This window comes from Mycolicibacterium sp. HS_4_1, from assembly GCF_054515875.1.
Map to the genome: position 1 here is coordinate 547,176 of NZ_CM137261.1, position 12,200 is coordinate 559,375.

Sequence of the window (12,200 nt, forward strand, 5' to 3'; positions counted from 1 at the left end):
TCAGAACCGCGTCTCCTGCTCGGGCGTCAGGACCCGGAAGTCGGTGGACGTCATCTCGTCGAGTCGGCCGTAGTAGATGCCCTTGGCCTGCTCGGCGACGACGCCCTGATGGATCGGCACCGCATGCTGGGGCGCGACGGCACGCAGGAAGTCGACGGCCTCGGCGATCTTCATCCACGGCGCGGCGGCCGGCGCGGCCAGCACCTCGACCGGTTCGTCCGGCACGAACAACGCGTCGCCGGGGTGCATCAGCCGGGCGGCGTGACCAGCATCACCGACCAGGTACGAGATGTTGTCGATGATCGGGATATCCGGGTGGATCACGGCGTGCTTACCGCCGGCTCCGCGCACTGTGAGGTGCCCGATGGACAGGGTGTCGCCCACGTGTACCGCCTGCCACGAGCCGCCCAGCTGCGCCGCGGTCATCGGGTCGGCATACAGCTTGGCCTGCGGGTTTGCTTCGACCAGGGCAGGGAGGCGCGCCGGGTCGGCGTGGTCGGGGTGCTGATGGGTGATCAGGATGGCGTCCAGTCCGGTGATGCCCTCGAACCCATGCGAGAAGTTGCCGGGGTCGAACAGGACCGTCGCGTTCGCGTCGCCGTCGGTGAATCGGGCCAGCAGGCAGGAATGTCCGAAGTGCGTCAGCTCCATGCACCCCATTGTGCGGGCATCGCCGCCAACGAGGGCGCCGGTAGAGTAACTCTGCATATTCCCGTCGCTGCGCTCGCCCAGTCGAGCAATCCGACCCGAACAAAGGAGCGCGCGTGGCCCGCGTCGTTGTGCACGTGATGCCCAAGGCCGAGATCCTGGACCCGCAAGGCCAGGCGATCGTCGGAGCGCTGGGGCGCCTCGGGATCACCGGAGTGTCCGACGTTCGGCAGGGCAAGCGTTTCGAGCTCGAGGTCGACGACAGCGTGTCCGACGAGACGCTGGAGCACGTCGCCGAGACGCTCTTGGCCAACACCGTGATCGAGGACTTCTCGGTGCACCGGGAGGACGTGTGACGACGAAGGTTGGTGTCATCACCTTCCCCGGCACGCTCGACGACGTCGATGCGGCGCGTGCGGTCCGGGCCGTCGGCGGCGAGGCCGTCAGCCTCTGGCACGCCGATCCTGACCTCAAGGGCGTCGACGCCGTCATCGTTCCCGGTGGCTTCTCCTACGGTGACTACCTGCGCTGTGGTGCCATCGCCAAGTTCGCGCCCGTCATGACGTCGGTCGTGGAAGCGGCAGGCAAGGGCATGCCCGTCCTCGGCATCTGCAACGGCTTCCAGGTGCTGTGCGAGGCCGGACTGCTGCCGGGCGCGCTCACCCGCAACCAGGGTCTGCACTTCATTTGCCGCGACGTGTGGCTCGAGGTGACCGCGACGTCGACCGCGTGGAGCAGCCGCTACGAGAACGGCGCCGACATCCTGATCCCGCTCAAGTCGGGCGAAGGCCGGTACGTCGCGTCGGAGAACGTGCTCGACGAACTCGAAGGCGAAGGCCGTGTGGTCTTCCGCTACCGCGACAACATGAACGGCTCGATGCGCTCGATCGCCGGGATCAGCTCGGCCAACGGACGCGTCGTCGGACTGATGCCGCACCCTGAGCACGCCACCGAGGCCCTCACCGGCCCGTCGGACGACGGACTCGGCATCTTCTTCTCGGCGCTCGACGCGGTCCTGAAGGCGTAGTCGCCGACGCTTACAGGCGGTCGATCAGCTGTAAAAAGCATCGAGGATGTTTTGATTCTGGTCGGCCACAACGGCGCGTTTCACTTTGAGTGACGGTGTCAGCTCACCGCCCTCGACGGACAGATCGTGGTCCAGCAGCGCCCACTTTTTGACGGTCTCCCAACGGTTGAGGTCAGCGTTGAGCGCTTCCACATACCCGGCGATCAAGTCCCGCACCGCGGGTGCCTCGACCAGTTCCTGGTACGTCGCGCCTTCGAGACCGTTCTCAGCCGCCCACCCGGACATCATGTCGGCGTCAAGGGCGATCAATGCCACGCAGTAGTTATGGCCCTCTCCGAACACCATGAACTGGCTGGCATACGGACACATCGCCATGAACTTCGTCTCGATCGCCGTGGGGGCGACATATTTGCCACCTGAGGTCTTGAAGATCTCTTTGATCCTGCCGGTGACGCTGAGGAACCCGTCGGCATCGATCGTGCCCACGTCGCCCGTGCGCAACCAGCCATCGTCGGTGAATGCTTCCGCCGTTTTGTCTGGCAGGTTGTGATAGCCATCCATCACGGCCGGGCCGCGGATCTGGATTTCGCCCCGGTCGTCGCTGATTCGTAGCGCCGTACCGTCGAAGGGCAGCCCTACGGTACCCAGCTTGTAGTGGTCGGGCCGGTTGATACACGTTCCGGCCGCGGTCTCGGTCAGGCCGTAGCCTTCCAGGATCAACAGGCCCGCGGCGTGGAACCACTCGCCGATGTCGCGGTTCAGCGGTGCCGCGCCGGAGATGAAGAACCGGATGCGTCCACCGAACGCCGCCCGCACCTTGCTGAACACCAGATGGTCGAACAGCTTGCAGAGCAACACCTTGGGCAACGTTGCGGACCCGCCCGCGCGCCGCCGGCGGTCCAGTTCGAGTGCTGTGGAGAAGGCGGCCGTGAACAGCCAGGACCGGAGCCCACCCTTGGCTTGCTGGGTGGTGACGATGCGGGCGTGCGCCTTTTCGAACACCCGAGGTGCCGCGCCCATGAACGTCGGTTTGACCACCGCGAGGTTGTCGACGATCTTGTCGACCCGCCCGTCGATCGCGCTGGCGAACCCGCACGCCAGCTGCGCGGTGAGCAGGACCTTGCCGAACGCGTGGGCCATCGGCAACCACAGCAACTGGAGGTCGTCCTCGTCGAGGATCTTCAGCTCGGCGACTGCCGTCCCCACATATGCCCAGGCCGAATGTGAGAGCCGGACCCCTTTGGGCCGTCCGGTGGTTCCCGAGGTATAGATCAGCGTGGCCAACCGCTCAGGGGCGATTTCGGCAGTTCGTTTCCACACCGCCGAGGGATGGTCGAGCAGGAACTTGTCGCCCAATTCAGCCAGGTCGGCCAGGGTGACCACCCAGTCGCTGTCGCTGGTGCCGTCGAACAGCACCACCTTGGTGAGGTCGGGCAATTCGGCGCGGCGTTCGGTCAGTTTCGCCAGTTGTGTGGTGTCCTCTGCGAACACGATGCGGCATTGCGAGTCGGACAGGATGTAGGCGGTGTCGCCGGCGTTGGTGTTGGCATACACGGTGGTAGTGGCGGCGCCGGCACACATGATCGCCAGGTCGGCCACCATCCACTCGTATCGCGTACTCGACGCGAGACCGACTCGCTGCTCGGGTTCGATGCCCAGCGCCAGCAGTCCGGCGGCCAGTGCTTCGACGCGGTCGGCGGTCTCCCGCCAGGTCGTCGAGACCCATTCGCCGCCAACAAGATAACGGAAGGCCTCCTTGTCGCACGACTTCTCAACCCGGTCGAGAAACATCGAAGCCATGGTCGCTGCGGCAGCGGTTGTGGAACCCTCATCAATGGTCATTGGAGTTCTCCCATGGGCCTGTTCCTCTCCTGCCGCGCTACGCAACGTCGGATGCGACCAGAGCCGTTGCTGGCCAACGCTATCCCCAGTGGCACGTCGTGCCGTAACGGATCGCCACTGGAGTACCCAAGTGTTTGCTTCCGCACTTTGCGCCAGAATGTCAACGTGCCACAGCAGCTCGCCGCGAGCCAGGGGCGAAAGTCACTCGAATGGGTGGCATTCCGATGCCCGGCGACCGAGATCCTTCCGGGGCACCGTCAGCCGAAGGACGTGGTGCCCGAAGGTCGAAGACTTGCGGCCCTGTCGTGACGAGCGCCGCGAGTACATAGTCACCGAATGGAGCACTTGACCATCCTTGACGCCACTTTTCTGCAGGCCGAGGATTCCGATCCGCATGTCAGTCTGGCGGTCGGTGGTATCTCGATTGTTGAGGGACCGCCCCCTGACTACGGTGAGCTTGTTTCAGCGTTTGCCGAACGGGTGCAACACATTCCACGGTGCACACAGAAACTGCACACACACGCCTTGGATCTGGGCCCACCGGAATGGGTGGAGGACCCCCACTTCGACATTGCGCATCACCTCCATCGGATCGCGCTGCCGCACCCTGGTGATGACGCCGAGCTGTTCCGGATGATCGCCAGCATCATGGAGCGAAGGCTGGACCGTGAGCGCCCGCTCTGGGAGTGCTGGATCATCGAAGGGCTCACCGACGGTCGGTGGGCGGTGCTGGTGAAAATCCACCACTGTATTGCCGACGGAATCGCGACGACGCAGATACTGACAAAGCTCGGCGATGACGGCGCGCGCGAGACTTTCGCTACCAGCATTCGCGCCGCCAAGGAGTCCGGGAAGCCCATCCTGGGGTTGTTGCGGCCGAGCGCGAATCCACTGAACTGGATAGGTGACACCTGGCGTGCGACGCTGGCTGTAGCCGGTGCCGCGGAGCATGCCTTGGTCGGCGCCGCAGAGCTGACGGTCAGTGTGCTCACCACCGCGGGGGAGTCGTCGCTGAATGGACCCGTCGCCACGATGCGTCGTTACAGCGCGGCCAAGGTGGACCTCGGCGCCATGCGCGACGTGTGCCGGGCTTTCGACGTGACGCTCAACGACGTTGCGCTGGCCGCGATCACCAACAGCTACCGGGCGATGTTGACCGACCGCGGAGAAACGCCGGGACACCAGGCCTTGCGAACGCTCGTGCCCGTGTCGATGCGCGGCGCGAACGACTTCGATCTGACCGACAACCGGGTGTCGGCGATGCTGCCGCTCTTGCCGGTCGATGAGCCCGACCCGATCAAGCAGCTGGAAATTGTGCACCGCCGACTCACGAAAGCCAAAGGGAGCGGACAGCGGGAAGGCGGCAGCGCGGTGCTCTCGGCGGCGCGGGCCTTGCCGTTTGCCTTGTCGGCAGGGCTGATTCGGCTGCTGACGCGATTGCCGCAGAGCGCGGTGACCGCGCTGGCGACGAACGTACCGGGACCCCGAGAGCGGCAGCGCGTGATGGGCCGGGAGGTGCTGGAGATCCTGCCGATCCCGCCGATCGCACTTCGTCTCCGCACCGGCATAGCGATGCTCAGCTACTCAGAGAGTTTTGTCTTCGGGATTACCGCCGACTACGACAGCGCCCCCGACGTCGACAAGCTGGCCCGCGGCATCGAGGATGGTGTGCGGGTGCTGGCTGCGCATGCCAACTCGCGACGTCGCAGCCAACACGACGCGGCGTCAGCCAGTCAGGACGAATGAAACTTCTGCGCTGCTGCGCCGGGCGAGACCGCTATCGGTGATCAATGGCGCGATGCACGCGAAGCCGCTACGGGCGCCACTCGGTACAGAGCCGCCCCTGCGGTCACCCCCGCGCCGACGGCAATGAGCAGAATGCGGGCACCGGGTGGGAGTTCTTCGGCCGCACAATGGAATGCGGCGGCAAGCGAGGCGGTGTGCATTCTCTCGTCGTCTGCGACGGTGACCCGGTCTACCGGCACCCCGAGGTGGGTGGCCAGTGCGGCGCGGTATTCCTGCCGGGCCGGAGCAGCGACGATCATGTCGACGTCGGCGAGTTCGAGCGATGCCTCCCGGAGGCAGCTTCGGGCCACCTCACTTCCAGCGGTGGCGAACCGCTCGTCCATGGTGGCGGACTGCCTGACTCGAAGCACATTACGTCTATCTTCGAGTCCGATTGTGGCACTGAAGGTCTCGCCATTATCGGGTAGGTTGATCCAGTGGACGCGCCCGAGTCCATAGTCGTCGCCTGTCCAGCCGCACAGCAGTGCCGCCCCGGCAGGGGAGAACGGAAAGCCTTGGCTCATACCGTGGCCCGGGTCGGCGTCACTCGCGACGACCAGTGCACGGTCGATGGTGTGTGACCGCAGGAAGCCGTCGACGATCTGCAGTGCGGTGAGCACGCCGCAGGTCCCGTTGGCTATGTCGAACGAGAACGTGCCGTGAGCGTCGGCGTGTGGGTCCTCGGCGTTGGCTCCGACATCCTCCTGAATCAGCGCCGCGAGCGCAGGCTCCGCCAGGTTCCGGTCGCGGTAGATGCCCGCGTTGACCAGAAGGTCCACATCGTCGGGGTCGGTTCCGGCCTCATTCAGACAGGTTCGTGCCGCGGCGACCGCGAGTCGTAACGCGCTGTGCCGGTTGCGCCACCCGCCGCTGGTGACGGCGAGACGATCAATGACTGTGCCCAAAGTGGTTCACCAGCTCCTCGTCCACGGTGAGGAGAACGACGCCGATCTCCAGGCCTGATGCCAGCGCGATCAGGGCGATGGTCTCGCCGGGGCGGATCCGCCCGGCTTCGAGTTCTTCGACAAGGGCCACGGTGTGCGTGGTCGACGCGGTGTTTCCGTAGCGATCAACGGTGATCACGGCGTCGTGCCGGGGACTGTCACCGAACGAGGCCGCAACCGCAGCCATGCCCTTGCGTATCGCGCGCGCCGAGGTCTGATGAGTGATCACGTGATCGATGTCGTGGATCGAGATGCCGGCCGCGTCGAGGGCTTCGTGCAACAACAGCGGGGTGTCAGAGATGGCGGCCCGCTGAATCTCACGAGACTTGGTGAACATTCGAGCTCCAGGATCGCTGCCCTTCGGATACCCCAGGCACAGCCGGCTGTAGTCGGCAACGGTGGTGAAGCCGGCGAGGCTGATCCCAGGCGACCCGACTGGGGCACGTTCGAGGAGCAGCGCGGCACCGGCATCTCCCAATGTCAGGCAGGCGAGTTCGTTGCTCATGATGCTGCGAATATGGCGCGCCGCGTTCTGGCCGAGTTGCGAGATGTATTCGCCGCTTACCACCAACCCGCGCCGGACGGCTCCTTGTCGGATCCAATTGTTGAGAACCGTTACGCCCGTGAGCATTCCGGCGCACGCGTTGGACAGATCGAACGTCATGGCCTGCTTCGCTCCGATGGCATGTGCGACGACGCTGCTCATCGTCGGCTCCACCCACTGTGTCAAGCCGTCGCGAAACTTCGTGATGCTGCAGCTGATCACCACATCCAGCTCCGCGGCACTCTGGTGCGCCCGGTCTAGACAATCGAGGGCGGCCGTGGTCGCAAGTGTCTGGGAGTCTTCATCTCCCACCGAGACGCGGCGTTCGCGGATACCGGTCAATCGCTCCAAATCGATGTGCGTGTGGTGCCGCGTGCGCGCCATCAATTCGTCGGTCGTGAAATGAGTGGCAGGCAGATGCCGCCCGGCACCGGCCAAGCGGGTGCCGAACCGTGCCGGCGGTCCGTCGCCCTCCATCACCAACCAATGCTTGGCCATACGTCGCATCCATTTCCCTCACGGGACGGGTCGTGGCGGTAGCCACACCCACCTATGCTTCGAGCGGGAGGCGCAGAACCTCATTTGACGTTCGGATCACTCGTGGGCTCGGGCCCGAAAACGAATCGGCGCCCGGTAATCCGCAACGGGTGAATGCGGACAAAATGCGGCTTCGGCGTTGCCGTCCAGGGGAATAGCCATGCCCGCCGGGCTTCCTCCAGGTCGTCATCGGTGTGTGGGGTGCGCGCCGTTCCCCTGAGGATCACACTCCAGCCGTCGTCGGCGGTGTTACCGTCAATTTCGAATAACACGTGCTTGTTGATCGCCGAGCTGACCAATTTGGTGCCTTCGGCGGTGCGGAACAGCACGGTTCTGTGCTGTACGGCGAAGTTCACCGGAAAGATCTCCGGCCAGCCATCAACGCACGTGACGAGTCGTCCCAACTCGACGGTTCCCATCAGAGTCCAGCATTCGGTCTCGGAGAGAGTCGAGATTACCGGCGCATCGGTGGACATGGCCGGAACGCTACCGACGCGGGACGGCCGCAGGCAGGGCCATAGGTCCCGAGCACGAGTCTCGAGGCCCCGAGGTTGCCGCTGTCATCGGCTGTCTGCGGGCACGGGCCTGCTGCGGCAACGTCCTTGCCGCTCGGGAGCTCTGCAATCGCGATCGCGTCGCAAGGACATCACGCGCCCAACGCGACCGACGCCTCGGCGGTGTAGCAGAGGAACGTCAGCGTCTCCTGCAGGTACAGCTGCACCGTCTCGGCATCGTGGGACAGGTAGCCGATGGTCACGTCGGTGCCCAGCTGCAGATCGAAATCGCCTCCGCGCGTGGATAATACGAACGCGCCATCAATCGCGGGCGCCCAGATGATGTCGCCGTCGACCAGTCGATTGAGGTGCTCGAGCAACGGGTAGCCGTGCTCAGTGGTCTCACTGACCTTGGTGTAGGCGTCTGCCGACAGCAGCACCGAATACGGCCCGTCCACGCCGGCCAGTCGCAGCTCCGACAGGGCCTGAGAGATCACGTCCGGGTAGCCGCGCGGATCGCTCGGCAGCGCCAGCGCGGGGTTGGAGCCGGCGGCCCGGATGCCCTCGATCTGGGCGGCGGGGTAGCCCTCGAAGATCGCCCGGTCCTCGGAGAACGCGAGCTTCTTGGCGGCGTCCTTGACCGAGTCCCAGTCGGAGTCCTGCGCGCCGCGTTCGACGTCATCGATGGCCGTGCGGGACACCGTGAACGGCACCCGAAGGCGGACCAGTGGGCGCGCTTCCCGAAGGTGCGCCTGCACACCGTCACCCGGCGACGTGACGTCGACGAGGTGTCCCGTGCTGACCGCTGCCGTCGTCGGTCCACCGGGCTCGCTCACGTCGACCACCCGGCGACCGGCGATGTGCCGCTTGAAGGTTCGGGCCGCTTCCTCCTCGATCTGCGCCCATGCGGGCGAGGTGATGGGAGCCAGCTCGCGGTACAGGTTGTTCATTGCGGGTTACCTTTCAGGCTGCCGATGGACAGGATGCCGGTGGACTTGGGTTCGGGTTCGGCCGGTGAGGCGGCGGGCAGGGGCGGCGGGTCGTCCAGGAAATCCACCGTGGGAGTGAAGAACAACACGCCGGTGACCGCGGTGGAGAAATCCAGGATGCGATCGGTGTTGCCCGGCGGATCGCCGATGAACATGTTTCGCAGCATGCGTTCGGTGACGCTGGGGTCAGCCGAGTAGGCGATGTAGTACGTGCCGAATTCGCCTGAGCCGACGCGGCCGAACGGCATGTTGGCCCGGACGATCTGCAGCTGGTTGCCGTCGGCGTCTTCGATCACATTGAGTGCCACGTGCGAGTTGGGCGGCTTGACGTCGTCGGCCATCTCGATGTCCTCGAGCTTGCTACGGCCGATCACCCGTTCCTGCTCGGTGACGCTGAGCGACTCCCACGACGCCATGTCGTGCAGATACTTCTGCACGTGAACGTAACTGCCACCGGCGAATTCGGGATCCTCGTCACCGATCTGCGCCGCGACCACGGCATCGGGACCGTCCGGGTTCTCGGTGCCGTCGACGAAACCCAGCAGGTCGCGATTCTCGAAGAATTTGAAGCCGTGGACCTCGTCGACCACCGTCACCGCGCCGTCGAGCGATTTCAGGATCTGGCTCGCCAGCTCGAAGCACACGTCCATGGCGTTGGCCCGGATGTGGAACAGCAGGTCGCCCGGCGTCGAGGGGGCGTGGTGGCGCGTGCCGTGCAATTCGGGAAACCGGTGGAGACCGGCTGGACGCGGACCGCTGAACAAGCGATCCCAGGCGTCCGAGCCGATCCCGGCCACCAGGCTCAGACGGCTTGCGGGCGTGCGGAATCCGACTGCCCGAACGAGTCCGGACAGCCCGGAGAGCGCTTCGTGCACTTCGGTCTCGGCGCCCTCATCGATGGTGGCGATGAGAAAGATCGCGGCGGACGTCAACGTGGTGAGTACGGGCTGAGGCCGTGCGGGACACACGAATCCGACCCTAGCGGCAACGGCTCCGGATTTCCGGGTGATGATGGCCTCATGACCGGAGCTACTGCCGCGGGCCTCTGCGGATTCATCGACGCGTCGCCCTCGCCGTTCCACGTGTGCGCGACGGTGGCCGCGCGGCTGACCGCCGTCGGGTTCACCGAACTCGCCGAGACCGAGGCCTGGCCCGCCACCACTGGCAACTACTTCACCGTGCGGGCCGGCTCACTGGTCGCCTGGAAGACCGCCGGTCAACCGCTGCCGTTCCGCATCGTCGGCGGTCACACCGACAGCCCCAACCTGCGGGTCAAGCAGCATCCGGACCGGTTCGTCAGCGGTTGGCAAGTGGTGGCTCTGCAGCCGTATGGCGGCGCCTGGCTGAACTCCTGGCTGGACCGCGACCTCGGCATCAGCGGCCGGCTGTCGGTGCGGCGCGGCAATACCGTGGCGGACGTGCTGGTCCGGATCGACGACCCGATCTTGCGGGTGCCGCAGTTGGCCATCCACCTGTCCGACGACCGCAAGGGCGTCAGTCTCGACCCGCAGCGGCACGTCAACGCGGTGTGGGGTGTCGGGACCGGAACCCGCGACTTCATCGGCTACGTCGCCGAGCACGCGAACGTGGACGCCGCCGACGTCCTGGGCGCCGATCTGATGACTCACGACCTGACGCCGTCCCGGCTGATCGGCGTCGACAGCGAGCTCATCAGCGCGCCCCGACTCGACAACCAGGGCACCTGCTACGCCGGGCTGGAGGCATTCCTGGCCGCCGACCCCGCGCAGCACATTCCGGTGCTCGCGCTGTTCGACCACGAAGAAGTCGGGTCGACGTCCGACCACGGTGCGCAGTCCGACCTGCTGCCGACGGTGCTGGAGCGCATCGTCCTGGTCGCCGGCGGAACGCGGGAAGACCTGCTGCGCCGGCTGGCCGGGTCGATGGTGGCCTCCGGCGACATGGCGCATGCCACGCACCCGAACTACCCGGAGCGGCACGAGCCGGGCCACCTCATCGAGGTCAACGGCGGCCCGGTGCTCAAGGTTCAGCCCAACCTGCGGTACGCCACCGACAGTCGGACCGCCGCGGCATTCGCACTGGCCTGCGCCCAGGCCGGGGTGCCGCTGCAGCGCTACGAACACCGCGCCGACCTGCCGTGCGGCTCCACGATCGGCCCGATGACGGCCGCGCGCACCGGTATCCCAACGGTTGACGTCGGCGCTGCTCAGCTGGCGATGCACTCGGCCCGCGAGGTGATGGGCGCGCTCGACGTACCGGCCTATGCCGCGGCGCTGCAGGCGTTCTTGTCGCCGGCCTGACCTACAGTCGGGCCATGGCACTCAAAGTGGAGATGGTCACATTCGACTGCGCCGACGCGCAGGCGCTGGCCGACTGGTGGGCCGCGCAGTTCGGGGGCAAGGTGCACACGCTGATGCCGGGGGAGTTCTTCGTCGTCAACCTGGCCGAAGGCCCGAACCTGGGCTTCCAGCAGGTCGACGATCCGACGCCCGGCAAGAACCGGCTGCACCTCGACTTCCATCTGGAAGGCGACATCGAGCCGGAGCTCGAGCGGCTCAAGGCCGCGGGCGCGACCGAGACCGAACGGCACGCCTTCGGCGAGGTGGCCCGGTGGGTGGTGCTGGCCGACCCCGAGGGCAATGCGTTCTGCATAGCGGGCGCGGCCTGACGGCTTATTGACCCGCCTGTTGCTCGACCAGCTCGACACCGGTCGACACGTAGGGCTCAGACGCGGCATGCCACGCCTTGGACGCGACGACGATCGCGCCGGCACAGATACACGCCAGGGCTGCGATCACGGCGATCATCGCGAGCGCGCCCCGGTTGACGCCCAGGTGGAGTCTCATCTGGCTACGCTAAATCCGCTGGATAAGGCCTACGTTGGCGCTACTTAGCCGCTGGCTGTGAACGCAGTCGCGATGATTCTCTGTGTTTACGTCGGTCTACAAGGTGTTGAAACCTCGATCGAGAACGGAGTCCGCCATGGTTGACACAAAAGGGGCATCGAACGCACGGGCCGCAATCGCCGGCCGCACAAAACCGGAGAAGATCGGCCTGGCGCTGAGCGCGGTGCTCGTGTTGTTCCTGCTGGCCGATGCCATCCCGAAGATTTTCGGCGCGCAGTTCGCTCGCACGGCGACCGAGGCGATCGGCTTTCCGCCGTACCAGACCTACGTCATCGGGTGGGTGCTGCTGGCCTGCGTCATCGCGTGGGTTGTGCCCCGCACCGCGGTGTTGGGCGCGGTCGGGCTGACGGCCTATCTCGGCGGCGCGGTGACTGTCGACATGCACCAGGAGGCGTGGTTCCCGGTGGTCTTCGCGGTGGCCTTCGGCCTGCTGATCTGGGCGGCCCTCATTCTGCGGCGTCCCGCGCTGCTCAAGGTACTCATCAGCGGGACCGAGTAGCCCGCA

The 12,200-nt window shown here is 65.9% G+C and carries 14 protein-coding genes; 6 read left to right on the plus strand and 8 right to left on the minus strand.

What is annotated here, in order from left to right; all coding sequences use genetic code 11:
- Positions 1 to 651, minus strand: a complete 651-nt coding sequence (locus tag ACX12F_RS02420; protein ID WP_459368120.1) for an MBL fold metallo-hydrolase — start codon at positions 649 to 651, stop codon at positions 1 to 3.
- Positions 652 to 764: 113 nt separating this feature from the next.
- On the opposite strand from ACX12F_RS02420, the gene purS reads away from it, so the two are divergent.
- Both purS and purQ read left to right on the plus strand, forming a co-directional pair.
- Positions 765 to 1,004, plus strand: coding sequence for a phosphoribosylformylglycinamidine synthase subunit PurS (purS, locus tag ACX12F_RS02425; RefSeq protein ID WP_459368121.1), 240 nt, complete (start codon positions 765 to 767; stop codon positions 1,002 to 1,004).
- Positions 1,001 to 1,675 carry a phosphoribosylformylglycinamidine synthase subunit PurQ gene (gene purQ / locus ACX12F_RS02430; protein WP_459368122.1) on the plus strand — a complete coding sequence of 225 codons (675 nt, stop codon included), beginning with the start codon at positions 1,001 to 1,003 and terminating at the stop codon, positions 1,673 to 1,675. Before purS ends, purQ begins: the two co-directional genes overlap by 4 nt.
- Before the next feature lie 24 nt (positions 1,676 to 1,699).
- Here purQ and ACX12F_RS02435 read toward each other — a convergent pair whose 3' ends face one another.
- Complete coding sequence (locus tag ACX12F_RS02435; RefSeq protein ID WP_459368123.1) at positions 1,700 to 3,517, minus strand: AMP-dependent synthetase/ligase; 1,818 nt, start codon at positions 3,515 to 3,517, stop codon at positions 1,700 to 1,702.
- Between the two features lie 336 nt (positions 3,518 to 3,853).
- Here ACX12F_RS02435 and ACX12F_RS02440 point away from each other — a divergent pair, with 336 nt between their 5' ends.
- Positions 3,854 to 5,263, plus strand: a complete 1,410-nt coding sequence (locus ACX12F_RS02440) for a wax ester/triacylglycerol synthase family O-acyltransferase (RefSeq protein WP_459368124.1) — start codon at positions 3,854 to 3,856, stop codon at positions 5,261 to 5,263.
- A gap of 41 nt (positions 5,264 to 5,304) precedes the next feature.
- Here ACX12F_RS02440 and ACX12F_RS02445 read toward each other — a convergent pair whose 3' ends face one another.
- The 5 genes from ACX12F_RS02445 to ACX12F_RS02465 form a co-directional block, all read right to left on the minus strand.
- Entirely contained in the window at positions 5,305 to 6,207 is a 903-nt protein-coding gene (locus ACX12F_RS02445) for a 3-oxoacyl-[acyl-carrier-protein] synthase III C-terminal domain-containing protein (protein WP_459368125.1), read from the minus strand.
- Positions 6,191 to 7,288, minus strand: a complete 1,098-nt coding sequence (locus ACX12F_RS02450; protein WP_459368126.1) for a 3-oxoacyl-ACP synthase III family protein — start codon at positions 7,286 to 7,288, stop codon at positions 6,191 to 6,193. The genes ACX12F_RS02445 and ACX12F_RS02450 overlap by 17 nt, the downstream gene beginning before the upstream one ends.
- An 80-nt stretch (positions 7,289 to 7,368) precedes the next feature.
- Positions 7,369 to 7,803: a pyridoxamine 5'-phosphate oxidase family protein gene (locus ACX12F_RS02455; RefSeq protein WP_459368127.1), complete on the minus strand. Its 435-nt coding sequence runs from the start codon at positions 7,801 to 7,803 to the stop codon at positions 7,369 to 7,371.
- A gap of 170 nt (positions 7,804 to 7,973) precedes the next feature.
- Positions 7,974 to 8,771 (minus strand): family 1 encapsulin nanocompartment shell protein, encoded by a 798-nt coding sequence (locus ACX12F_RS02460; protein WP_459368128.1) that lies wholly within the window; start codon positions 8,769 to 8,771, stop codon positions 7,974 to 7,976.
- Positions 8,768 to 9,778: a Dyp-type peroxidase gene (locus tag ACX12F_RS02465; protein WP_459368129.1), complete on the minus strand. Its 1,011-nt coding sequence runs from the start codon at positions 9,776 to 9,778 to the stop codon at positions 8,768 to 8,770. Before ACX12F_RS02465 ends, ACX12F_RS02460 begins: the two co-directional genes overlap by 4 nt.
- Before the next feature lie 51 nt (positions 9,779 to 9,829).
- Between ACX12F_RS02465 and ACX12F_RS02470 the strand changes: the two genes are divergently transcribed.
- Positions 9,830 to 11,089, plus strand: a complete 1,260-nt coding sequence (locus ACX12F_RS02470) for a M18 family aminopeptidase (RefSeq protein ID WP_459368130.1) — start codon at positions 9,830 to 9,832, stop codon at positions 11,087 to 11,089.
- 14 nt (positions 11,090 to 11,103) lie between these two features.
- A complete protein-coding gene (locus ACX12F_RS02475) occupies positions 11,104 to 11,457 on the plus strand; it encodes a VOC family protein (RefSeq protein ID WP_459368131.1) in 354 nt (117 codons plus the stop codon).
- A gap of 4 nt (positions 11,458 to 11,461) precedes the next feature.
- Here ACX12F_RS02475 and ACX12F_RS02480 read toward each other — a convergent pair whose 3' ends face one another.
- Positions 11,462 to 11,635, minus strand: a complete 174-nt coding sequence (locus ACX12F_RS02480; protein ID WP_459368132.1) for a hypothetical protein — start codon at positions 11,633 to 11,635, stop codon at positions 11,462 to 11,464.
- 136 nt (positions 11,636 to 11,771) lie between these two features.
- On the opposite strand from ACX12F_RS02480, the gene ACX12F_RS02485 reads away from it, so the two are divergent.
- Complete coding sequence (locus tag ACX12F_RS02485; protein WP_459368133.1) at positions 11,772 to 12,194, plus strand: DoxX family protein; 423 nt, start codon at positions 11,772 to 11,774, stop codon at positions 12,192 to 12,194.
- Positions 12,195 to 12,200: the final 6 nt, after the last annotated feature.